Source organism: Buttiauxella sp. JUb87 (genome assembly GCF_004361975.1).
Taxonomy (GTDB): domain Bacteria; phylum Pseudomonadota; class Gammaproteobacteria; order Enterobacterales; family Enterobacteriaceae; genus Buttiauxella; species Buttiauxella ferragutiae.
In genome coordinates this window covers 100,400-123,111 of sequence record NZ_SNVY01000004.1, presented here as the reverse complement: position 1 = coordinate 123,111, position 22,712 = coordinate 100,400, and the positions used below count along the sequence as shown (strand labels likewise).

Genomic DNA, 22,712 nt, shown 5'->3' with positions numbered 1-22,712 from the left:
ATAATGCAAAATATTAAAAATTTCAAATCGACACTGCCATTTGCAGTGGATGCAAAAAAATTCGGTGAGAACGTTAATTCAATTCCATTTCTTATTTCTGAGGATGGCCAGGATTGGTATGAATGCCAGGAGCTATTTGCGGACGATACAATAAAAATCATGTATGACAAAAACGGTGTGATTGTTTCCGTCGTAGATGCTCCTGTACCACAGCGCGGCAATATCTTTGCCGTATCAATGTTTAATCCATTGGGAAAGAGCGTGGCAGAGGTTGAAGCGCTTCCACCTGGCTTTAAAGTGGGTGCTTTTAAATTTGACGGCGAGAACATAACAGTCATTCCCGCACCAGTGCAGCATAAAAAAACAGATGTTGAAGCTCTACGAGAAGAAGTTGCAGAGCTAAAGGCCATGATTAGAAAAAAATGATTTAAGAAACAGCAAACCAAAGGCATTCGCCGCCGCAAGGCATGAATTAACCACAACCACCTTCGGGTGGTTTTTTTATAAGGGGAAAATATGGGATTGCATGGCATCGATATGCAAACAACGGGTGGCAATATCTACCCGATTGCAACAGTGCAAACGGCGGCGATTGGTATCGTGGGTACCGCGCCGGATTCAGCGGGAACGGTGGCGGCATCACTTGTCACGGGAACGTCGATTCTCGATAACGTTATTACTTATTCTGCCACTGAGCTCTTTCCTGGCATGCAGGGGAATGCGTTAAGTGTGGTGGCCGTGCTGGGTGATGACTCTGTGACAACAGTCGCCGCGACATTTGCGAACCAGGAATTGACGATTACGCTCGTGGCCACAAGCGGCGCATCAACATCAACAGCTGCTGAGGTTGGCCAACATCATCGCGGGCATTGATATTCTACTGTCTGCACAGGCTGCGGTTTCAGTAACGCCGAAAATTTTAATCACACCTGAATTTTCTGAAGATGATGGCGTGGGTAAGAAGCTGGAATCCGTGGCCACGCAACTTCGTGCGGTGACTTATCTGGACAGCCTCTCGATGGCCACGCCAGCCGATGTCATTCAGCGTCATACACTTTATGGCGAACGAGTTGAAATTCTGCGGCCACGCGTAAAAGTCACAAATGAAAAAGGTGAGAAAATTTATCGTCCCGCTTCAGCTTACGCCGCCGGACTTCGATCGCGTATTGATGATGTTCTGGGTTGGTGGTGGTCAAAGTCAAACCAGGCGATGTATGGTTTTGAAGGGCTTGAGCAAATTGACAGCTGGTCAATCGGTGATGAAAACACCGTCGCCAACCAGCTCAACATGAACGGCGTCAGCACCATCATCAATTACGGCGGATTCCGGCACTGGGGTAACCGAAATTGCAGCATTGATCCATTACGCTGGTTTGAGGTGGCGGTGCGAACCGATGACATCCTGCGCGATTCCATCCAGTCTGGGTTATTCCCATACCTTGATAGACCGCTGGACATCATGCTCGCCAATGATGCTGTGGCATCTGTGAGTGCCTATTTGAAGGAACAGACAGATCTTGGGGCGATTCATGGCGGCAAGGCGTGGCTCGATGAAGAAATTAATACGGCGGAAACCATCGTGGCGGGTCATTTGTATATCGATTATGACTACGGTTTCAAATCGCCGACTGAGCGTATTACCTGCCGTGTCCGTCTGAACACTAATTACGCTAAAGGTGGCGCGCAATGACAAAAACATTTTTAACCCGCTGGGCGCTTTATTCTGAGGGCTCTCACGTAGCCAATGCGTCCGAATACACACCGCCGGCACTCGGTATCACTGAAGCTGAGTTTCGCGCTGGCCACATGGATATGCCATTGGTTCTCGATGATGGCATGGAGGCGATGAGCGTCGCGATAAAGCTGGTGGGGGCTGATGAGCGAATCCTGTCATTGTTTGGCTTCCAGTCTGGTGGCAATCCTCGTTTTGTTGTCCGTGAAGGGTATGTCTCAGGAAAAAATAAAAATCTCATCGAGGACAAGATGGAGGGGTTAATTACGCGATATGAATCCGATGCCAGAACGGAGACTGATCGTGCCAAAAGCGGTGTAACCATAACACTGCGCCCCTCATTATATTCACGAACCATTGACGGGAAAGAAGTGGTTTATATTGATGCTATCAATGGCGTGCGGCGCATTAACGGTGTCGATCAGTTTAAAGAAATTACCGATTTTGTAATGGGCAAAAACCTGTAATTCATTCCAGCTATCAATAATTAATGGGCGCTCAGGCGCCCTTTTTATATTTAAGGGTTTTTTAATGACATATCCGGCAGAAGTGAAAATTATTACGCTGTATACCCCCATCAAGGATCAACAGGGAAATGAACTGAAATGCCTTTCTATGCGTGAGCCGAAAGTATTTGACCGTCTGAAGTTCAGCTATCTGACATGCTCCGAAGATGAAAAGGATTTAATCATGATTTCTGATTTATGCGGACAGGACGTGGATGTTCTAAAAGGATTGACGATTGCCGATTACAAACAGCTTGAGGATCAGTTTGTCGTTTTTATGGTTCCGCCACAAAAACGGGCGGCATTGCTGAAAAAAATGGGATATCAGAAAGAGAAATCCAGCGGGCAATAATTAAATTGTCCCTGACCATGCAGGGATGGCAACCCTCTGAAATTAGCAATTTACCTTTCCGCGTATTTGTTGATTTCTTATCTCTGACAAGGAAAAAGTAATATGGGTGTAGTGTCGAGTAATTTCAAAGCTACCGTGACTTTCGGTGGTGTCGTCTCAAATAGTTTCAAAAGTTCTTCAAAAACGCTCACGGAAGGGATCACTGACGCTGAAATGGCAGTTGCCAGACTGACTAAAAAGCAAGAAGTCCTGGCACAGAAAATCAAAAAAGGCACGCTGGCAGGCAAGGATGTGAGCCGGCTGAAAAGAGAATATACAGAGCTTGGAAAAAGTATTGAAGAGGCGAACAGGGATGCGGAACAGCTCAATCGTACGCTGAGAATTCGTCAGGTCTTGACCGCGCCGCTGAGAGGTGCTGCCGGAATTGGTAAAGCAGGGCTTGGAGCAGCCATGTCTGGGGCTGGTCCACTTTTCGGGGTAGCTACAGGATTAGTCGGAGGAGCGCTGGCCATCAATGCTACTACAGCAGAACAGGCTGGTGTGGCGAAGGGATATGGCGTCAGCCTGAATAAGTTCAAAGCCTGGGATGCGGTAGGAAAACAGATTGGGATGAATGGAGAGGCATTCGGCGATCTTGCTGAAGAGCTATCCAATAAAATCGGTGAATTCAAGGCTCTCGGTGAGCAGTCTTCCGTCAGTGACGCTTTTACAGGGTTGGGGATAACCAGTAGTTCACTCACTGGAAAGACAAACGAAGAGCAGATGGCGCTCATCCTGAACCGGGCGCTCGAAGTGAAGGATGAGCAGGTCGCCCGCTCAATGATTGACATGGTAATGGGTGGTGAGGGCAACAAAATACTCGCGTACATGAAAATGTCAGGCAAAACGTACGAAGAGCTGATGTCTGCACAGGAAAAGTACATCCTGACGACCAAAAAGGGTGAAGAAGGAGCTGTTCGTGGCCAGATGGCTATGTCCAGTATGTGGACAGCATTAAGCAGTGCAGCACAAGAAGTTATAGGCACACTGGCTGGTGACCTGGCACCATCCATCACGAAATATGCTGATGAGTTTTCCAGTTGGTTTAGGACTGGCGGGAAAGACATTCTGGTTGAAGGGATTTCTGGTTTCGCAACATCAATCAGTGATTTTTGGGAAAGTCAGTTAAAACCGGTTCTGTCTGCCTTATGGCGTGGACTTCAGGTGCTCGCTGATTTCATCGGTGAATATTTTGCTGATTATGAAACTAAGTTTGAAAAGGCGAATAATCTCACAGAAGTAGGAAGGGCGGCAGTTGAAGAGGGAGAAAGACTAGCCGAAAAACAGGGAATTAATTGGCTGGATACCGATGAGTTTGTGCAAAATTTTGCGAAGAAGGAAACAGCTCGCTGGCAGGCTGCGCAAATTACTAAACAATCAGCACAACAGACAGGTATGGGTACGGCATATGAAAACTATGATCTGAATGGTCAAGAAAGGACCCAAAACGCGGCAGATAGCGCTCTTCTGAATATTTTAAATGATGCCAATGCATCGAAGAATGCTGAACGCGGGATGCCTACTCTTCAACAATTCCCCTTCAACATCACCGTTCAGGCTGCATCAGGCGATGATGCCATGACCATCGGGAAAAAAGTGGGAGAGGCTGCCATTAATGTCTTCAAATTAAGCCTTGGTGACAGCGGCATCATGACACCACCAACCCTCGGAGGGTGATATGTCGTCACAATTAAAAAGCTGGTCTGTCTGGCATCGTGGACGGCATATCACTAATGCCGTGGAATATCGGGCACCCGATTTAGTGATTAAAACATCGGAGTATTTTGCGGGTCACATGGACGGCCCACGAATTACTGATGATGGTATACAGCCATTAATCGCCGGCCTGAAGATCCGTGGCGCTAATTTTGATGATCTTGCCGCCATAGGATTCAGACTTTTTATCAGCACAAGACTTGTTATTCGTGAAGGTTATCTTGGTTCCGGCGGGGTTTCGGGTATTGAAGATGAAGTCGAGGGATTTATATCAAGAAGTTCTTCCGACCCAACGGGAAGTGCTGGGCGTGCGAATAAATCAACCTCAATAGAAATAGCACTTAGTTATTACAGGCGCTCAGTAAACGGAAAAGAGAAGGTACTGTTAATACCAGGCGAAGGCGTAAGGCGGATAAATGGGATCGATACGCTTAATATCGTTTCATTAATGGTTTATCTGAGTTCAGTTCCTGGCGGTATTGATGGCATCGACTTCAGGAATTTGACGCTATCTGATTTGATCGGGGAGGGTTTTTGATGGATATTTTTGGCCTGGCAAAGGTCGCGACCGGTGACGCTTTTGCCCTTCTTGATATTGGCGTAAAGCATAATTTTAAGACGATGATGACCCTCGGTGATTTTAATTTCAATATCGATGATGCGACCTATCAGAGCATCCAGCGGTCATTGTCCTGGCGCTGGGTGGAGCAGCAGCGTTTTGGCCAGCGTGACAGCCTTCAATACACAGGAAAGTCCACACCGACAATCTCTTTTTCAGGTGAGGTGTATACGGATAATCGCCGGATATCCCCCAAAGTAAGTAAGATGTTTGTAGGTACTCAACCGGTCAATGAACTGAGCCTGCTGGGTGATGTGACCACACCAAAACTCCTGATATCCGGTACAGGTGAGATTCTGGGGTATTGGGTGGTATCTGAGTTCTCCGATACGGCAGACAGGTTTTTAATGGCCGGAATACCAAAACATCAGCAATTTACGATGGCGATAAAATATTATGGTGACAATATATATAACCCGTGATGGTGATATTCTTGATGAAATATGCTGGCGGTTTTACGGCGATACGAAAAACTTAATTGATGTATTCAATGCTAACCCCGGACTTTCTGAGCTCGGTAATTATTACGAGGCTGGCATTGAAATAAAACTCCCTGTCATTGCTGAAGAACCCACAATATATACCCCGTCGTTATGGTGATCCCATGAATAACGTTAATCCCAGTTTGCCCACATTTTCATTAGTCGCTGAAGATAAAAATATTACTCAAGAGGTCGCAAAATATCTCACCGACCTGACATTGACTGATTACGGGGCAACCGGAGACGATCCTCAATCAGACAAGCTGACTATCAACCTGGTTTCGCCGACGATGATGCTGCCATCAAAAGGTGCAAAATTAAAACTGGCTATCGGGTTCGATGAGTTTCTGGTGGAAAAGGGGACTTTTGTTGTTGATTCAGTCTCTCTACAGGGACCGCCGCGAGCCATCACTATCAGCGCGCTGGCTGTGCCCAGTAGCAACACACTGCATCCGTATAATATGCAGAGCCAGAAAACTCGCTCATGGGAGAATGTCAGTATTGGTGAGATTGTCAGAACCATTGCGGCAGAAAATGGACTTTTATCCAGCATATCACCGGAGCTTAACAACCTGATGCCCGGGCATCTTGATCAGCTCTATGAAAACGATGCTGAATTCCTGGCAAAACTGGCGCGGCAATACAACGCCATCAGTAAAGCGACTGGCGGATATCAGGTCTTTATGGTGCAGGGGACAGGAAGGTCAGCCAGTGGTAACCCACTACCAGAAGTGACCGTAACACCCTCAGGGAGGACATACTGGCAGTTTGCGCACCGCAGTAAAGCCAGTACTCCTTCAAAGACGGCGGCAGGAAATGGTGGCACTCTGCTGGTACCTTATATCGATGCGCAGACAGGCGAACACAAAGTACTGAGGCATGGCTCCGGGATGCCCGAAATACCGTCTGGTTTTACTCAGCCAAGTCGTCAGGCTGCAGAGGCGTTTATACGGTCACGACAGCAAGATGCAGAGCGAGTCGCCGCGAACACCAGCCAGACAAAGTCAAAGCCCGAACCTGACTACCTTATGTCGATGTCCATCACGCAGCCTGCCACGCCTGAACTACTGGCACTGACCCCGGAGTGCACCGTCACCACTGAGGGTTTTGATCCACAGGCAGACTGCAGGTGGGTTGTCGATAATGTTGCTTTTATTTTGTCACCCTATGAGGGAATGTTGGTAAGTATCGAACTGAAGAAGTAATCACAAACTATTCGGGAGGCTAATCCCGAAAAATTTACACAGCGAGTAATCCTTTCATCAGTAAAGCCCTTTAGCTGCTCTGCAGCTTACATCACCCATGTTGCGTAAAGGACAGGCTGCGTCATTTTATTATGGACATCCCCAGGGAGAGGAGCGTCTGGTGAACAAAGTATTTGGGATTTAGGTCTTTTTTTCAATGAGAACACCTGGTTTGCGATCCTGTTTGCAACAGAGCCAGTTACAGTACGCCCAGCTTTTGGTGTTGACAGTCACAACACTCCACTCCCGGTCAGCCAAAAGTAGCCACTCATGGCTGACTGAGAAGCGGCATGGCAAACACAGTCGTTCTTATTAAGTCACCCGTTAGACTGAGGCGCCCCCGTCCACGACCAGATCCTGGCCGACCGTGTAGGCGGCTCCGTCGGAGCACAACCAAAGTACGGCAGAAGAAACTTCGTCCAGGCTTGCGACACGCCTGGACGGATTGGTCGCTGCGACGCGCGTATCGCGTGCCGCTTTGTCTTCTCCCACGCGGTAAGACATCGATGTATCAACAGGGCCGGGGCTGACACTGTTAATACGGATACCATGACTAATAGCTTCCAGCGCTGCGGTTCGCGTAAGGACGGTCACTGCTGCTTTGGAGGCGGCATAGGCACCTGTTCCTGGTCGAGTGAGGTGATAACCGACATTCGAGGCAATGTTGATAATGACGCCGTTACCGCCTTGACGCTTCATTGCGAGGATTTCATGCTTCAGACATAGCCATGTACCGACAGTATTGGTTGTCAGGATTTTCTGGAAGGTATCAAGCTCTGTCTCGTCAATGGTACCGGCACTAAACATACCTGCACCGTTGACCGCGATGTCCAGTCGCTCGCGGCCAGCGAGCGCTTTATCCAGAAGTGTCTGCACGCTCACTTCATTCGTGATATCAGCTTCTACCGCCAAATAGCTTCCTCCCTTACGCTCGATTTCCACGCCGGTTTGCTGAAGTTCGGCGATACGCCGACCAACTAGTACCACGCGGGCGCCTTCCGCCGCTAAAGCAATGGCAACATGTCGACCGATACCAGAACCGGCTCCAGTGACCAGGGCATTTTTTCCGTTGAGAGAACCTGTGTTCATTTGTACTCCTTTGTCATCACGTTTTTGAAAAATACCGGGCAACAATTTGCCGGTGTGGGTAGGTAAAAAGTCATCTTGTTGAGTCTCGCGGTCCTAATCTAAAACCGTGCTCTTTGGCAAGCCAGACCACGACAAGAGCGGCCAGAAGTAAGGCCAACAATATCCATGGAAAAGATGCAACGCCGTTTGTTTCGAGCAATAGCCCGCCAACTAAACCGCCGCCAGCGATAGCCAGGTTCCAGGCCGTCACTACCATCGACTGCGCAACATCAGAATTCTCTCCAGCCGTATCGGCTGAAGCCGTCTGTAATAATGTCGGCGCACCACCAAAAGTCAGCCCCCAAACTGCAACGCTAAGGTAAACCACCATCGGCACCGTGCCGCCGATCTGGAGTACCGCAGCGACGAGAGCAAAAGTGCCTAAGCTGCTCATCACCAGTAAGCGTAGCCATCGATTGACCAACAAGCCCACGAGCCAAATTCCAAGCAACGAGGCGATGCCGAACACCAGCAGTACAACATCCACTCGACTGGAAAGTCCGGCAGATGCCAGGAAGGGCACGATATAGGTGTAGAGAATGTTATGCGCCAGCATCCATGCCAGAATCACAATCAGTACTGGACGCACGCCTGGGGTTGTGAAGACCTCGCGTATTGGCATGCGTTGGTCTGCTTCTTGCCCCGGATAATCAGGTACCTTGAGCAGTACCCAAAACACCAGCGCTAACGTCAGGCCCGAGATGATCCCGAAGGTGCAGCGCCAACCAACCATCGTTCCAACCGAGGTCCCTAAAGGCATACCCAACGACAGCGCCAAAGGCACTCCCACCATCGCAATCGCCATGGCCTGTCCTTGCAAGGGGGCATTCACCATGCGTCGTGCATATCCAGCCAGCAACCCCCACGCCAGCCCTGCAGCGACACCCGCCAGGAAACGTGCGATTAATGTCAATGGATAGCTGGTTGATAGCGCGGTTACAGTGTTGAAAATGAGAAAGCCGATGATTGCCAGCAGCAGAACTGACCGTCTACGCCAGCCTCTGGTTGCGGCGGTCAACGGGATGGCTGTCAGAAGTGACCCGAGGGAGAAGACGGTCATGAGTTGCCCTCCCATGGCATCTGACACGCGTAGCCCCTCACTTATCTGTGGTAGCAAGCCAGCCGGAAGGATTTCGGTCAGCATAGCCACGAAACCGGTCATTGCCAGAGCGAGCAAACCCGCACGGGGAAGCTTTTCGGCTGTAGGAGCGCAAACGATGCCCGGAACTGGCGATGAAACCGTTTTATTCATTGTCGATCTCTTATACACATTTATATCGATTGGTATAAATATAATGATATTCGTCCCGACTGGTCAATCACTTTTGTATCGGTTAGTATTTAAGTATTCTGTCTTAGAAAGAAACTTCCATGGCAAAAATGGGGCGCCCCCGCAACTTCGATCGAGATGAAGCGATCAATCAAGCCATGCTTCTCTTTTGGGAACACGGCTACGAATCCACCACGCTCACCCTGCTTAAGGAGGGGATGGGGGGAATTTCCGCGCCGAGTTTTTATGCGGCCTTCGGCTCAAAGGAGTTGTTGTTCCAGGAAGTGGTGGGGCGTTATATCGGGATGTATGGGCAGGTTGTTGCCAGCCTTTGGGATGAATCGTTGCCACCGAAAGAGGCCATTGAGCAATCATTGCGGCGTTCGGCAAGGATGCAGACAGACCGCAGCCACCCTCTGGGTTGCCTGCTGGTGCTTTCAGCCAGCACCTGTTCACCAGAAAATAGACATATCCAGAAAGCGATGGCCAACGAGCGCTCCAGGTCACGAGCGGGTCTGAACGCTTGCGTGCAGCGCGCCATCACTGCGGGCGAGTTGGCTCCTGCAACTGATCCGGCCGTGCTTGGCGCGGTGTTCTATACCTTCCTGACCGGGATTTCCATGCAGGCACGGGATGGCGTGCCGCTTTCCCAACTGAATGCGGCTATCAGCCAGGTTATGCGCGTGTGGGATAGCTGCGCGTCGGATGTTTGTGACGTCGCACGTTAACCGTTGTCGCTGCCTGAGCTTGTTTGGGTATCCAGGGGAGCCTCTCAAATGTTAAATCTGATCAATGTATTCTCTTTCGTACAGGTGGTGAACCATGAGGGTTTTACTGCCGCAGCACGGGTTCTACATATATCAAAGTCAACGTTAAGTCTGCGTGTTCAACAGCTTGAGAGTGAGCTTGGGGTGCAGTTGCTTAACCGAAACACACGAAAGCTTGGACTCACGAATGTAGGTGGCGAGTTTTATCATCAAGCGCAGTCCTTGCTTCGGGAGGTTGAGGCGGCAGAAAATGTGGGCCGTCAACGACAATCGGAACCCAGTGGTACCATTCGGATCACATCGTCCGTAACAGTGGCACAATTTGCGTTACGCACAGTACTTCCCGGTTTTATGGACAAATTTCCGAAAGTCAGTATTGAACATCATGCTACAGATATCATTACAGATATCATTGGTGAGGGGTATGATCTGGCCATTCGTGGTCATTCGGGGCCTCTTCCTGATTCGTCGCTGATACAACGTCCCCTGGTGAAGGTTTCCTGGCATTTATTTGCTTCTGAGAGCTACCTAACGCAGAAAGGGGCACCACAACATCCCGATGATCTTTTGGCTCACAATGCCATCGCTTTTGGCCGCGGCACGGCTCAGCGTTGGTCACTGCGACACCAGGACGGATCAGCGGTTATCGTGCCTTATACCGCACGCTTTGTGAGCAACAACATGGTTGCGCTTAAACAGTTCGCTGAAGCGGGTTTGGGGTTGGTCGCCCTGCCGGATTATGTGTGCCGTGAAGATATGGCTGAAGGCAGGTTGGCCCGCGTATTACCGCTATGGTGTGCAGGTGATTCACAACTGACAGCCGTGGCTCCTGTTCAACAGGGGTGGTTGTCATCGGTTCGCGAGTTATTAGATTATTTGGTTGATGCGTTACCTCATGCCCTCGCCAGTCGCAGGGACCCCATTTAATGGGGCCTGTTACTCGATCAATACGGTTTAGAGACAACAGAACCGAACTTACCAGCGTGAAAATCATTCACCGCTTTCTCAAGTGAAGTTTCGCTTTCGAAGACAAACGGGCCGCGGGCAATTACCGGTTCATCGATCCGTTCAGCAGACAAAATAACACAATGAGCACCTTCACTTCCCTTCAGCTTGATAGTGCCACCCTGGTCATCGGCACTGATGCAGATCGCCTGATCTACTCCAATTTCACGGTTGTTATCAATTGTGATATGCCCCTTAATCACATGAATCCACGCATTCCATTTACCCGGCATAGGCACTTCAATATCGACATTCTTTTTTTGAAATTGTACGTCAAGCATCAGTATTGGACGGGGAGCCCGGGTTAAAGAACGATGTCCCTGAAAGTCCCCGGCTACGACACGCACTCGACTCCCTTCGTTTTCGATGATCGGCATCTTATCGCTGCTGATGTGGAAGGAATCTGCGGGCAAATTTTTCTGTGCTGCCGGTAAATTGACAAAAATTTGCAGGGCATGAATATGGGATTGCGTTCCAACAGGAATCTGTGTGTGCATAATTCCCCGACCAGCCATGGTCCAGTGGAGGTCACCTGCACCAAATATCGCATTATTGCCAAGAGAATCCTGGCTCACCATCGTGCCTTTCGCATCTTCAAAAACCAGCGTTACGGCAGAGAAACCTGCGTGGGGGTGAACCTCAAACGTAGGTTCCCACATGTGAAAATGATCAACCATAACAAAAGGTGACATCATTGCAGCAGGGAACAAATCATGTCGAAATTGGGTGATGGTGCACCCTGTACCTACCGGGTGCGTCGTTGCCGTAATGACATTTGATAGTTGAGTGCTCATTTAAACTCCTGTGCTTATTTTTGATTCTTAGGCTGAGGCATAATCAGAATGCGATGAACAATGCACCGACAATTCACTGAGCGAAGGTTTTAGATTAAATGTTGAGATTTATTGCTCCGTAAAATGTAAGCGAGTTGCTAACTGAATAGTACGTACCCACTCATTATTTTAGAAGCCAGTAAATTTATGACGCTGTGTTTAATAAAACAGGACAAAGACAACAGGTGTATTGTGTCTGACGCGGATAGCCTGAGTTTAACTGACACTCCTTCCTGAATTCCGGACCATTCACTTTTAGAGACCTTCCGACAAACTGATTTTGTGCGTGCGAGGCTAATTTCCGCTGATCGCTCGCAGCTGACAGCCCTTATTAATGGTCAATATTACTGATCAAATCCTTACTCTGATTTTTCACATTACCCACAGCTCGAGTTACAGGATGCCAGGTAAATTCATCTGATGGCACAGCTGTATCAAGCGCAAGTTCGCTGGCCTGTGCCGCTGTTGTTTCAGGATTCATCCATTCCAGTGCAGCTTCTGGTGTAAATACCAGCGGCCTGCGGTCGTGAATATCGACCAGACCTTTATCGGCCGCCGCAGTCACAATCAAAAATCCCTCTGCTTCATCCCCTGAATCAAACGGCTGTTTGCCAATCGCGGCAAAGTAGAGCGGCTTCCTATCTTTCCTGTAGATGTAATACGGCAGCTTTTTGTCCCCTTCCTTTTTCCATGCTTAATTTACAATCCCTGGTAGAGCTTCTCTCAAAATCTCCAACTCTTTTTTGTTTGCTTTAATCCAAAGTTTTTTCAAGTTTGGCATCGAAGCCAAGACATCTACTGTTTCTTCAGCCTTAATTACATTCGTTTCAACTAGATATAACGCAAAAATATTTCTATTTCCACGTAACTCGCTAATACTGGACAACTGTGGGTTCCCACTGAGATCTAGAATTCTTACGCTATCAAGCATTGTAATGATAGGGCCAACATCTAATTTCTGACATTTATTTAAAGATAAATAGCTTAAGCCCTGGATATTCCCGGTAATCTCAGAGAGTTTTCTTGCATGGGTCACACTTAATGACTCTACTGAATTCGAACATAAATCTATTGACTCCAATGAACGAACGATGGAGCAGTTCAATGAAATAGCCACATCTACTCTTACATTATTTATTTTAGAGTTGAATATATTAACATGCTTAACTCCATCAACTAATTCAGATGATTTATTTTGTTCTAAATAACCTTTACGAATGAATGCTCTTATGGCTTTCCAATCATCACGCTGCCACTCAGAGTTATAAACACAATCCAAAGCCGGCAATATAGAATCGAAGGTAGGCAATGAATCTTCCCACCGCTGCCACTCTGATACATTTTCTGGCGCCAATTTTATATATTTTTTAAAAGATGAGATATCCATGCTATCACTTACTTAAAATATGGGTTATTGAAGCCAGGAGGTCCATCACTTCCGGTATATTTTTCCATTTTTCCAGAGAAACAGCTCTAACCCCTGATGACTTATTCGGTAGCGGTATACGATTACTATCGAAGCCGATGCCCTAAAAGCGTCTTACGCGTCTAGCACTGTTTTAGCTTCTTCCTGGCGCATCAATCGGGGTAAATTCTACTTTGGATCCAGGAGCCAACTACCATCCGCGCTATGTAGATTCATACGTGTACTGTAGTCATTTATCGATCCAGTGTATACATTACCGTTTGTATCAGTAAACCTATATATACCACTATCAGAAGGCGCATCTTTACCTGAATTGATCTTCGTTTCTGACTTAGCCCCAACGCAGGGTTAAAGTAACGGTGCCGGTTGTAGGGATAGCGCAGCTCGCAGTCGGTCTCTTCGTTGGAGCATCCCCTAGGAAGCGTATGAGCAGTTGTGGCACCGCATCGGCGCGATGATTGCCTTGAGTTACTACCATCCTCTTTAACTTGCCAGAATCGTGAAATTTCAACTGAACAAAAAAACACCGACTGTATGCCGGTGTAAGGTGATAACTAGATCTGTACAAACTAGACATGTACACATTGCCTTTATTATTTGGTATCTAGGAAATCATCATTGTCCATGTAATAATTAAGGGCATCTATGAAAACAGATATTGGAGGGTCATTGACTTGTGAAACCACATTATTTATGACATCAACGAACTGTTCGCCATAATAACATAACTCCAGATCATTATTGACAACGTCCTCTGGAAAAACATCCTCTCCCCCCCTCTCTTTTGGATACTCATCAACAAAACAAACTGAACTGGAAGCAAGTGGCTCCATAGAGTCCTTAGAGTATAAGCAAAAATAGGAGCCTTGGTTAAAATTAGTGTTTTTTATGGCAATAATCAAATCAGATAATTTGACATAAGACTTCATTATAACTTGCATTTATTCTCTCATCTCTCGGTTGAGCTCTAAGCTGAAGTGCATATTTAAATATCGATATTTCTTATCAGCTCAGGGCTTTGGTTGTTCACATTACCAACCTCCTGGCCAACTGGGTGCCAGGTAAAGTCGTCTGCTGGAAATACTATATCACGGGCCAGCTCGCTGGCCTGAGCACCGGTGGTTTCTGGATTCATCCATTCCATGGCTGCTTCGGGCGTAAAAACTAGAGGTCTACGGTCGTGAATATCGGCCAGGCCAGAGTCAGCCGCCGCCGTCACAATCAAAAATCCCTCAGCTTCATCTCCCATATCAAACGGCTGTTTGCCAACAGTTGCAAAGAACAGTGGCTTCCTGTTCTTCAGGTAGATGTAGTACGGCTGTTTTATATCTCCTTCCTTCTTCCACTCAAACCATCCATCTGCGAACACAATCGCCCGGCCATGATTCCATAGTGACTGAAACATTCGGCTGGTGGCCGCAGTTTCTACCCTGGCGTTTATCAATGGTGGTTTGTCCCACCATCCTGGTGAATATGACCAGAGCACCGGGTCGAGGTGTAATGAATTATCGCGGTTATTTAGCAGAAGAACTTTGGTGCCAGGCGCAACGTTGTAGCGGCTAATGGGCTCAGGGTCGTACGGGATGTCGTTTTCGGCCTCTTCGACCAGAAACGCCAAATAGTCGTCACGAGATTTGATCTGGGTGAAGCGTCCACACATGGTCACCTCCAGTAAAACTGAAAGTATAGATGACGACAGAATGACAACGTTTTCTCCTCGTAATTCCCATCGTTTACTTGTTCAATTTGCAGACATAAAGAACAGCCATGACAGGATATGAACTTCCGCACCTGACACCCCATGATTGGTAGCAAACTAAAAATGTGACTGAAAACGCTTCTGCAAAACTCATTTATTTTTCAATAAATTCAGTTAGTTAAAAAGCTGATATTTGATAGTAAAATACTCGTAGTAGTGATGATATTTATTAGTTAATTCAATCAAATATGGTTAATTTTTTTCTCTGCTGCTCCGTCATATGGAATGGTTCGAAGCGGCTGACTTAATTGTTAAAGGTATGGAAGGCGCGATTAACGCCAAAACCGTAACTTACGATTTCGAACGCCTGATGGATGGCGCTAAGCTGCTGAAATGTTCAGAGTTTGGCGACGCGATGATCGAACATATGTAATTAGCGATTTCGCTGATTTCGAAGCGGGAGCCTGGTGCTCCCGTTTTTTATACCTTCACAAAATATCTTCCCCAAAACATTCCCCAAAACTTTTCCCCAAACTCCGGCTTTTTTATCCTGTTTTTACCTCTACTATGGTCCAGTCTTTGCCGCGATCATCGTTGTATTTATCAGTCATTTTCCTGGAGCGGTGGCCAAGCAGTCTTTGGGTAAAGGGACCTACATTGTGGACGCGTTGGCTTCTGGCGGTTCAGCCACTTCGCCTCATATTTTTAAGGTCACGGCGCGCGCCTATTCAAAAACCAATTCCCGTGGCCACAGTACGCTGCCGTCTCAAAAAACGCGATCCTGGTCAGGCGTCAGCCTGGGGATATCGTCAAATCCATTTCCGCTGAGCACCAGTTAACGGTGGGTATACCTGAGGAGCTGGCCAACATCCGGATTGAGCACATTGATCAGTTGGGTGGGAGCGATATGAATCTGCTAACGCGACTGGCAGAGCGCTACGGTGCGCTGAGTAAAGTGACACACGACCGCTGGGTTATCATTCCACGTGAATCTGTCACGACGGTCGGCGGTAAAACCAAAATACTCAGAATTGGCAGTGGAGAGCCAGTGGTCCAGTATTCCTGGCCGCAGCCAGATCTACAGTCTGTCCGTGAAATCGCAGCAGGTTTTTCGACAGCTAGTAAAAAGAGGTTGATGGGCATGAATATTGGTTTGGTCGCGACACCCGAGCTAATGAACCTGATTACGACACAGGGATTTGGCAGCACGGAAGACAAAGACTGGCATATCTCGCGATTAAACATAGACCTGATGAATCAGGGTTTTTTAGTCAGTCTGGATCTCGAATGAGTTATATCTCAATACGCCAGCGTGATAAATGATATATGTGCATTAACTCAAATAATTGGTGTTATTTATATTCTTTAAATAGAGTCGTTTATTTGGATTTTCAAATAATGAATGGTGATTTTTTTGTTAAAAAACAACAACATGCATAGATAATTAAGAAAGCATTAAAACCTGATTATCGTCCAGGGTGCTATTCTGTTCATTCATTTGTGGGGATAATGCTTCCCATCGAAAGGCAGCGAATATATGAATGTTTTATTTAACTACCTTTTTAAATTCCCCACCAATATGAATGAAAGGACTACTCATGAAAAAAATTATTCTGGCGAGTTTGATTGCTGCTGCGGCATCTTCCTCTTATGCTGCAGAAACTACAACACTTAAAGTACAAGGCAAGATCATTACCGCTGCCTGTACGCCAAACCTGAGCAATGGCGGCGTTGTAGATTTTGGCGCAATTAGCCTTGGCGAATTATCTGCTACTGACGTGACTCAATTGGGTCAGAAAAATATTACCCTTTCTATCACTTGTGATTCTGCGGCTAAAGTTGCATGGACAACATCTGATGACAGAAATGATTCTCTCAACAATATTGAAATTGTGAATGCTGATGCCATCGGCGGGAATACTGCTGAAGCAGCAGCGCAATATGGCCTGGGCAAAACCGCAGAAGGCGTGAATATCGGTGCTTATGCAGTTACTGTAAACGTCCCTTCTGTGACGGCTGACGGCGCAGCTAAAGACGCAATCAGCACCGATGACGGCACCGTATGGAGCAAATCAGCAACCGGTAGCATGTTGAATGGCAACGGCGGCTTTATCCGTAATATGACTGTGGCTGAGAGTGGTTCACTGGCTCCAGTCGCCTTCACCCAGGCTTCATTCCCATTGTTAGTGACCGCTGCGGTTGATAACAGTACTAACCTGGCCATTACTGATGAAACCATTCTGGATGGCCAGACAACTATCAGCCTGGTTTACCTCTGATATTCATTAGTTATTTAATCTACGTATTTCAGAGGGCTTAATGCCCTCTATGTTAAAAATTATGATGGAAGGATAGAGCCTTAATTTAAGGTTCGTATTAGCCACCCTCTAATATTCACATTCAAAATGAGGTTTTACATGAAGAAAATAATTCTGGCTACATTAGTGGCAGCTGCTACTTGCTCTTCTTATGCGGCGGAAACAACCCAGCTTAAAGTACAGGGTAAATTGGTTGCTGCAGCCTGTACCCCTTCTTTAAGTGATGGTGGTGCGGTTGATTACGGCGATATCTCTGTAAGTGCACTGAGCGCAACAGAAGTAAACCAAATGGGTGACAAGCATATTACGCTGACTATTGAGTGTGATTCAGCTACCAAAGTTGGTTTTACCAATGAAGATACCCGTAAAGATATCGACCCGAATATCTCAGTGAAATTTGATAACGGTGTTGTTCTGGGTAATCCAGGTAATATCTTCGGCCTGGGTCAGACAGCAGAGGGTGTAGGCATTGGCTCTTATGGTATTCGCGTTGATTCAAATAACGTTACCGCCGATGGCATTGTGACACCGATTATTTATCAGCAAAAGGATCATGCGGATGGAGCAGGATGGACCGTGAGTGCTGGTACTTTGCAGGACAGTGATTTCCGTACGATCACCGTTGGTGACCCTACAACACCTAAAGCTTTCATCACTGGTGTTTTCCCTATGACGATAGCAGCAGCAATTCAGCCAACCGAAACACTGAGTTTGACTGATGAAACTGCGTTGGATGGTGAAATGACATTTAGCTTGGTTTACCTCTAATAACACCGTTGTTTCTCAAGCTTTAGCGGGGGCAATCAGCCCCTGCTAGTTTTAATATTGATTTATAAGCAGCATATATTTTCATCTGACAAACACCATTAATTAAAAATGACTTTGTTACTGCCGCACGGACTGGCTGGTATTTATTTTTGTGAAAATAAGGCTGATAAAAGTGGTTTTATTTTATTCCCAGTCTGAAGCGACTCATTGTTATTTGCTTCAGTAACCAACTAATTGCCCAACATTCTGGGCATTATTACAGGATTAACTGAATATGTTTTCACCTTCTAAATTATCTCGTGCTGTGATGTTGAGTCTGCCTTTGTTTTTTGCCGCAACGCATATGACTCCGACAATAGCAGCAGGTTTGGTGCCTGAAACATCGTTGCTGCTGATTGAAGAGTCTGAGAATGGCGGAACAATTAACCTCACCAATACCGACTCTTTACCTAATTTGCTTTACACCACGATTAACGATTTACCGGACGATAAAGGCACACATCTGACGGTGACGCAGCCCGTTGTGCGTGTTGAACCCGGCCAGACTCAGCAACTGCGCTTTATTTTGCGCACGGATGCACCGCTGACCACCGAGCATTTAAAACGCGTGGTATTTGAGGGTATTCCGCCGAAAGACCCGTCTAAAAATATGAAGATAGGTTTTAACCTGCGCCAGGATATTCCGGTTCTGATCCATCCGAAAAACTTGCCGGTAGTGAAAGATGCCTGGACGTTGCTTAAATGGTCCACTGCAGGCAACACGTTGACGGTGAAAAACCCGAGCCCATATGTCGTGCGCATGGGGCAAGGCGTTGAAACACTGCCTTCTTCTTCCCGCGCGAAACTGGCGAAAAGTTATATTCTGCCTGGCGAAACGATGACCGCCACACTGAATAAATCACCAGGCAGTGACAACCAGTTGAAATTCACTCCGGCCAGCCGTTACGGCATTGATGTGCCGAGTTATACCGCGCCACTTAATAAATAATTGACCTACTGAGAAAACTCAATGCTTAAATTATCAACAGTATCTCTCTACGTAAACGCATTGCTTAAAAGTGCGCTACCCGTGGTGATATTAATAAGTACGCATGCTTACGCACGAGAATATACTTTTGATACCAATATCCTGAAACAACGTGGAGTCGATTCCAGTGTTAATAACTATTTTGCTAATGAAGCAAAATTCTTACCGGGTATGCATTCGGTTTCTCTGAAAGTTAATGGTAAAGATAAAGGCACGCTGGCGGTCCGTTTTGGACCGCAGGGCGAGCTGTGTGTTGATAATGAATTTTTATCGGCAGCCGGGCTGCAAACCATAAAAGATCCCAACCCGCAGTCTTGTCATGATTATCACGAAGAATATCCAGGTGCCACGATAACGCCTGTACCAAATGCGGAAAGGCTGGATCTGGTGGTCCCCCCGGAAGCGGTGAATGACTCGCTGGATAATACGCCGGCGAATGTTATTCACGGCGGCACGGCAGGGATGTTGAACTACAACTTGTTCAGCACCACTAGCCGTTATGACGGTGGCCGTTCTGATTACAGCCAGGCACAGCTGGAAGCGGGCGTGAATATCGCCGACTGGTTTGTACGCAGCAATTATGTCTTTACCGATAGCGATGGCAACGTTTCTGCCAACAGCCTGTACACCTACGCAGCGCACACTTTTGTCGACCAAAAAATGCAGTTGCAGATAGGGCAGGTTAACGCTAATTCCGGTCTGTTTGCCGGAGCGCCAATTAACGGTTTCCTGTTAACGCCGGAAAGCGCCTTAATTGCCGGTGATTCTGGTGTGACGGTAAGCGGGATTGCGCGTATGCCTCAGGCGCGTGTTGAAATCCGCCAGACGGGCCAGCTGATTTACTCAACGCTGGTCCCGGCAGGTCCGTTCTCGCTGGATAACGTGCCGATTGTGCGCACCAATACCGATCTGGACATTACCGTGGTGGAGACTGACGGCTCCACTAACCATTTCGTTATTCCTTCATCGAGCCTGAACGCAAAGCGGCTTTCCCGACCATTGGGTTTTTCGATGTCGATGGGGAGAGTCAGGGATACCGATTCTGATTACAGTGACCCGACGGTAGTTAATTTGTCAGATGGCTGGAGCCTGAGCCCCCAGTTTAACCTGACCGCGTCGGGTGTGTTGGCCGCTGATTACCAGGCGGCGGGTGCCATGCTCGATTATCTGCCGTCGAACAACTGGACGGTGGGTGCCAGTTTGCTTGCCAGTAAAGAGTCTTTTGGTGATTCAAGCCAGGGGACAAAAAGCGAGCTATCGACCAGCTTTTCGCCGGTGGATTCGTTGTCGGTGTCGTTTGCTGCGGCAAAATATTCCGCGGATTACCGCGAGCTTACTGATGCCATGAATGACGATTACAACAGTTATCAGAGCAGCTACAGCTCCTCCGTGAGCTGGAGCCAGGGGCCGCTCGGGACATTTTCCCTCGGTTACAGCCTGAACAAAGGCACTGATGATAATGAAGATTCCCGCTATGTGAATGCCTCCTGGGGAAAGACGTTCAAATACGCCTCGGTCCAGGTTAACTGGCAAAGCCAGGTGGGGAGTACCGATGAAGACCAGGAAGATGAAGATCTCTTTTATGTCAACGTCAGTATCCCGATTGGCTCGCAAAGCATTAGTACGCACATGCGTAAACAAGGGGATGACACCTCGTACGGTGTCTCCACCAGCGGCGAGATCACGAAGAACAGCAATTACTCGATTTCCGTCGATCAAGATCAGAACGACAACAACACCAGCTTCAATGGCAACATCAATTCCAACCTCCACTACACGCAACTGAGTGTCGGGGCGGGTGGCAGTAACGATCATCAAAGCAATTACAACATGAGCCTCAGCGGGGGAATCGTGATGCACGACGACGGTGTAACCTTCTCGCCTTATGCGGTGAAAGACACCTTTGCGATTGCCAGCTTGAGCGAGCCTGTGAGCGGCATTGAAATTTCCACCCCACAAGGCACGGTCTGGACGGATGCCTGGGGGCAGGCGGTAATACCGGGTATGCCGCTGTATCGCAATGCGCGTATCGAAATTAACGGCAACACATTGCCTCAGAGCATGGATCTGGCAAACGGCACCAAGATGGTTGCAGCGGGGCATGGTTCGGTCGGGAAAGTCGGTTTCAAAGTGATGAACTCGCGCAGGGTCATGATTCAGGTGAAACATCCGGATGGTCAGTTGTTAAGTAAAGGGAGCTCAGTGGTGGATGAGAAGGGCAATTACGTGGTTACCGTGGTGGATGATGGTCATGTCTTCCTGAACGATGTAGAAGGGATTTCTGCACTTTATGTCACCAATGATGACGGTAAACGACAGTGCCAAATCGACTGGAAGCTGGCAGACAAACAGGACAAGGAAGCCTTTTACGAAGAAACAGAGGGCGTATGCCGATGAGAACATTTTCCCGAATCACAACGATCGGCGCGCTGGCGGTTATCAGTAGCTTTATGGCCGTACCCGCCAGCTTTGCAAACAGCGATTGCCAGATGACGCTTTCGCAACCCGAAGTGGATTTACAGGTATTGCGCCAGGACGAGGCGGTAAAGACCGGGCAAGGCTGGAGCGTGATGCAGGAGAAGGACATTAACGTCAACGTGTTCTGTACCACGCCTCGCAAAATGGCGGTGTTCTTCCACGGTAACGCAGGGGATAAAGGCTATTTCAGGTTTGGCAGCCAGAGCGGCCTTAGCGGCAAAGTGTCGCAGCTGATGGTTGACGGGCAACACTACCCGATGGCGAAAACCGTTAATCCCGGCAGCTTTTTGCCGGACGGCAGCGCCGCGGAAGAACTGCTGGTTCATAACCGTGAAGGGATTATGGCCGTTAATGGCAACTCTGCGGTGCAAGGGCAGCAAATGAATTTCAGGCTGACACTAACTCCGGTATTGAAAGAGAGTGAGTTTAAGGTGTCTGACCGTACAACACTGACTTCGGATATCGGTCTGGTGATGATCGACGATCAATAAATGACTGCGGCGGGAGAGGAATTCTCGTTTTCTTTTAAAGGGTATTTCTCACTTAGCTCCATTCCAAATTGAAGATCATCGAAATGAATAAATTACTTTTCGCCACTTTACTTACCATGGCAACCAGCTCCGCTTTTGCGGGTGAAACCAGCACCACTCTTAAGGTGCAGGGGACATTGACCACTTCAGCCTGCACTCCCACGCTGAGCAATGGCGGGATTGTGGATTTTGGCACGATTCAAGTTAGCTCCCTAAGCTCGACGCAACCCAATAGTTTGGGCCAAAAAGATATTAGCCTCAGTATTACGTGTGATTCAGCCACCAAGGTTGGTTTTACCGTTATCTCCAATCATGAAGAGGGTAATCCTTATAATAGTGTCGAGTTCAGCAATGGAAATGTTGTGACCAACCACGACAACCTCTTTGGTTTAGGAAAAACCGCAGAGAATATCGGAATCGGTTCTTATGGTGTGTGGGTTGACGCCTCTTCAATAAACGTTGATGGTTCGACAGCACAGCTGATGTCCAGGGGGACTGGCAGTAATCCAGGTGACTGGAATACAAGTATGGGTGTCTTAAGGGGCAGTGACTCCATAGTGACCTCTTTCGGCAGTTTTAATGAACCAGTAGCTTTTAACAGCGCAACATTTTCTCTGGAAGTTGCAGCGACGGTGCAGCCGACTGATACACTGGCTATTACTGACACAACATCGTTGGATGGTGAAATGACAATTAGCCTCTTTTACCTCTAGTGGTACGAAAAACGAATCACGTTTTTTTTATTAATTAACAAAATGAAAGGATATTTATGC

25 protein-coding genes and 4 pseudogenes are annotated in these 22,712 nt (G+C 47.6%); 21 read left to right on the top strand and 8 right to left on the bottom strand.

The window, feature by feature from the left end:
* Positions 1-3: 3 nt before the first annotated feature.
* The 11 genes and pseudogenes from EC843_RS16455 to EC843_RS16410 form a co-directional block, all read left to right on the top strand.
* Positions 4-426: a hypothetical protein gene (locus tag EC843_RS16455; protein ID WP_133522633.1), complete on the top strand. Its 423-nt coding sequence runs from the start codon at positions 4-6 to the stop codon at positions 424-426.
* Between the two features lie 90 nt (positions 427-516).
* Positions 517-873 carry a hypothetical protein gene (locus tag EC843_RS24860; protein WP_243739152.1) on the top strand — a complete coding sequence of 119 codons (357 nt, stop codon included), beginning with the start codon at positions 517-519 and terminating at the stop codon, positions 871-873.
* Positions 848-1,690, top strand: coding sequence for a phage tail sheath subtilisin-like domain-containing protein (locus EC843_RS16450; protein WP_243739151.1), 843 nt, complete (start codon positions 848-850; stop codon positions 1,688-1,690). The genes EC843_RS24860 and EC843_RS16450 overlap by 26 nt, the downstream gene beginning before the upstream one ends.
* Positions 1,687-2,199: a phage major tail tube protein gene (locus tag EC843_RS16445; RefSeq protein WP_133522632.1), complete on the top strand. Its 513-nt coding sequence runs from the start codon at positions 1,687-1,689 to the stop codon at positions 2,197-2,199. The genes EC843_RS16450 and EC843_RS16445 overlap by 4 nt, the downstream gene beginning before the upstream one ends.
* Positions 2,200-2,263: 64 nt before the next feature.
* Positions 2,264-2,590 carry a phage tail assembly protein gene (locus tag EC843_RS16440; RefSeq protein WP_133522631.1) on the top strand — a complete coding sequence of 109 codons (327 nt, stop codon included), beginning with the start codon at positions 2,264-2,266 and terminating at the stop codon, positions 2,588-2,590.
* A 102-nt stretch (positions 2,591-2,692) separates the two neighbouring features.
* Positions 2,693-4,306 carry a hypothetical protein gene (locus EC843_RS16435; RefSeq protein WP_133522630.1) on the top strand — a complete coding sequence of 538 codons (1,614 nt, stop codon included), beginning with the start codon at positions 2,693-2,695 and terminating at the stop codon, positions 4,304-4,306.
* A gap of 1 nt (position 4,307) precedes the next feature.
* A complete protein-coding gene (locus EC843_RS16430) occupies positions 4,308-4,883 on the top strand; it encodes a phage major tail tube protein (protein WP_133522629.1) in 576 nt (191 codons plus the stop codon).
* Positions 4,883-5,386 (top strand): phage tail protein, encoded by a 504-nt coding sequence (locus tag EC843_RS16425; RefSeq protein ID WP_083963352.1) that lies wholly within the window; start codon positions 4,883-4,885, stop codon positions 5,384-5,386. The genes EC843_RS16430 and EC843_RS16425 overlap by 1 nt, the downstream gene beginning before the upstream one ends.
* Entirely contained in the window at positions 5,361-5,564 is a 204-nt protein-coding gene (locus EC843_RS16420) for a tail protein X (RefSeq protein ID WP_133522628.1), read from the top strand. Before EC843_RS16425 ends, EC843_RS16420 begins: the two co-directional genes overlap by 26 nt.
* 4 nt (positions 5,565-5,568) lie before the next feature.
* A complete protein-coding gene (locus tag EC843_RS16415) occupies positions 5,569-6,651 on the top strand; it encodes a hypothetical protein (protein WP_133522627.1) in 1,083 nt (360 codons plus the stop codon).
* A 100-nt stretch (positions 6,652-6,751) separates the two neighbouring features.
* A pseudogene (locus EC843_RS16410) lies at positions 6,752-6,835 on the top strand (IS6 family transposase); the annotation flags it as partial.
* Positions 6,836-7,014: 179 nt separating this feature from the next.
* Here EC843_RS16410 and EC843_RS16405 read toward each other — a convergent pair.
* Positions 7,015-7,779 carry an SDR family oxidoreductase gene (locus tag EC843_RS16405; protein ID WP_133522626.1) on the bottom strand — a complete coding sequence of 255 codons (765 nt, stop codon included), beginning with the start codon at positions 7,777-7,779 and terminating at the stop codon, positions 7,015-7,017.
* Between the two features lie 70 nt (positions 7,780-7,849).
* Positions 7,850-9,070: an MFS transporter gene (locus EC843_RS16400; protein WP_133522625.1), complete on the bottom strand. Its 1,221-nt coding sequence runs from the start codon at positions 9,068-9,070 to the stop codon at positions 7,850-7,852.
* Between the two features lie 119 nt (positions 9,071-9,189).
* On the opposite strand from EC843_RS16400, the gene EC843_RS16395 reads away from it, so the two are divergent.
* Positions 9,190-9,816 (top strand): TetR/AcrR family transcriptional regulator, encoded by a 627-nt coding sequence (locus EC843_RS16395; RefSeq protein ID WP_133522624.1) that lies wholly within the window; start codon positions 9,190-9,192, stop codon positions 9,814-9,816.
* A 48-nt stretch (positions 9,817-9,864) separates the two neighbouring features.
* Complete coding sequence (locus EC843_RS16390; RefSeq protein ID WP_133522623.1) at positions 9,865-10,782, top strand: LysR substrate-binding domain-containing protein; 918 nt, start codon at positions 9,865-9,867, stop codon at positions 10,780-10,782.
* A 17-nt stretch (positions 10,783-10,799) separates the two neighbouring features.
* On the opposite strand, the gene EC843_RS16385 is transcribed toward EC843_RS16390, so the two are convergent.
* The 5 genes and pseudogenes from EC843_RS16385 to EC843_RS16365 all read right to left on the bottom strand — a co-directional run bounded on the left by EC843_RS16385 (position 10,800) and on the right by EC843_RS16365 (position 14,779).
* On the bottom strand, positions 10,800-11,654 hold the full coding sequence (locus EC843_RS16385) for a pirin-like C-terminal cupin domain-containing protein (protein ID WP_133522622.1): 855 nt from the start codon (positions 11,652-11,654) through the stop codon (positions 10,800-10,802).
* 370 nt (positions 11,655-12,024) lie between these two features.
* A pseudogene (locus EC843_RS16380) lies at positions 12,025-12,384 on the bottom strand (SOS response-associated peptidase family protein); the annotation flags it as partial.
* Positions 12,385-12,387: 3 nt separating this feature from the next.
* Entirely contained in the window at positions 12,388-13,080 is a 693-nt protein-coding gene (locus tag EC843_RS16375) for a hypothetical protein (protein WP_133522620.1), read from the bottom strand.
* Positions 13,081-13,712: 632 nt separating this feature from the next.
* A complete protein-coding gene (locus EC843_RS16370) occupies positions 13,713-14,060 on the bottom strand; it encodes a hypothetical protein (protein WP_133522619.1) in 348 nt (115 codons plus the stop codon).
* Between the two features lie 44 nt (positions 14,061-14,104).
* The gene (locus EC843_RS16365; protein ID WP_133522618.1) at positions 14,105-14,779 is read right to left on the bottom strand and encodes an SOS response-associated peptidase family protein; all 675 of its coding nucleotides are present in this window, start codon (positions 14,777-14,779) and stop codon (positions 14,105-14,107) included.
* 304 nt (positions 14,780-15,083) lie between these two features.
* Between EC843_RS16365 and EC843_RS16360 the strand changes: the two are divergent.
* Positions 15,084-15,251, top strand: a pseudogene (locus EC843_RS16360) (NADP-dependent isocitrate dehydrogenase); the annotation flags it as partial.
* 112 nt (positions 15,252-15,363) lie between these two features.
* Here the strand turns inward: EC843_RS16360 and EC843_RS24855 are convergent.
* Positions 15,364-15,498 (bottom strand): annotated as a pseudogene (locus EC843_RS24855) (integrase); the annotation flags it as partial.
* A 227-nt stretch (positions 15,499-15,725) separates the two neighbouring features.
* On the opposite strand from EC843_RS24855, the gene EC843_RS16350 reads away from it, so the two are divergent.
* From EC843_RS16350 to EC843_RS16320, 7 genes are all read left to right on the top strand, one after another.
* A complete protein-coding gene (locus EC843_RS16350) occupies positions 15,726-16,109 on the top strand; it encodes a hypothetical protein (RefSeq protein ID WP_243739150.1) in 384 nt (127 codons plus the stop codon).
* 307 nt (positions 16,110-16,416) lie between these two features.
* A complete protein-coding gene (locus tag EC843_RS16345) occupies positions 16,417-17,097 on the top strand; it encodes a DUF1120 domain-containing protein (protein WP_064547701.1) in 681 nt (226 codons plus the stop codon).
* Between the two features lie 138 nt (positions 17,098-17,235).
* Positions 17,236-17,904 carry a DUF1120 domain-containing protein gene (locus EC843_RS16340; protein ID WP_166642070.1) on the top strand — a complete coding sequence of 223 codons (669 nt, stop codon included), beginning with the start codon at positions 17,236-17,238 and terminating at the stop codon, positions 17,902-17,904.
* Between the two features lie 307 nt (positions 17,905-18,211).
* The gene (locus EC843_RS16335) at positions 18,212-18,892 is read left to right on the top strand and encodes a fimbria/pilus chaperone family protein (RefSeq protein ID WP_269811570.1); all 681 of its coding nucleotides are present in this window, start codon (positions 18,212-18,214) and stop codon (positions 18,890-18,892) included.
* Positions 18,893-18,913: 21 nt separating this feature from the next.
* Positions 18,914-21,328, top strand: coding sequence for a fimbrial biogenesis usher protein (locus EC843_RS16330; RefSeq protein WP_133522613.1), 2,415 nt, complete (start codon positions 18,914-18,916; stop codon positions 21,326-21,328).
* Positions 21,325-21,900 carry a hypothetical protein gene (locus EC843_RS16325; protein WP_121815412.1) on the top strand — a complete coding sequence of 192 codons (576 nt, stop codon included), beginning with the start codon at positions 21,325-21,327 and terminating at the stop codon, positions 21,898-21,900. Before EC843_RS16330 ends, EC843_RS16325 begins: the two co-directional genes overlap by 4 nt.
* An 83-nt stretch (positions 21,901-21,983) precedes the next feature.
* Positions 21,984-22,652, top strand: coding sequence for a DUF1120 domain-containing protein (locus EC843_RS16320; protein WP_064547694.1), 669 nt, complete (start codon positions 21,984-21,986; stop codon positions 22,650-22,652).
* The last annotated feature ends 60 nt before the right edge of the window (positions 22,653-22,712 follow it).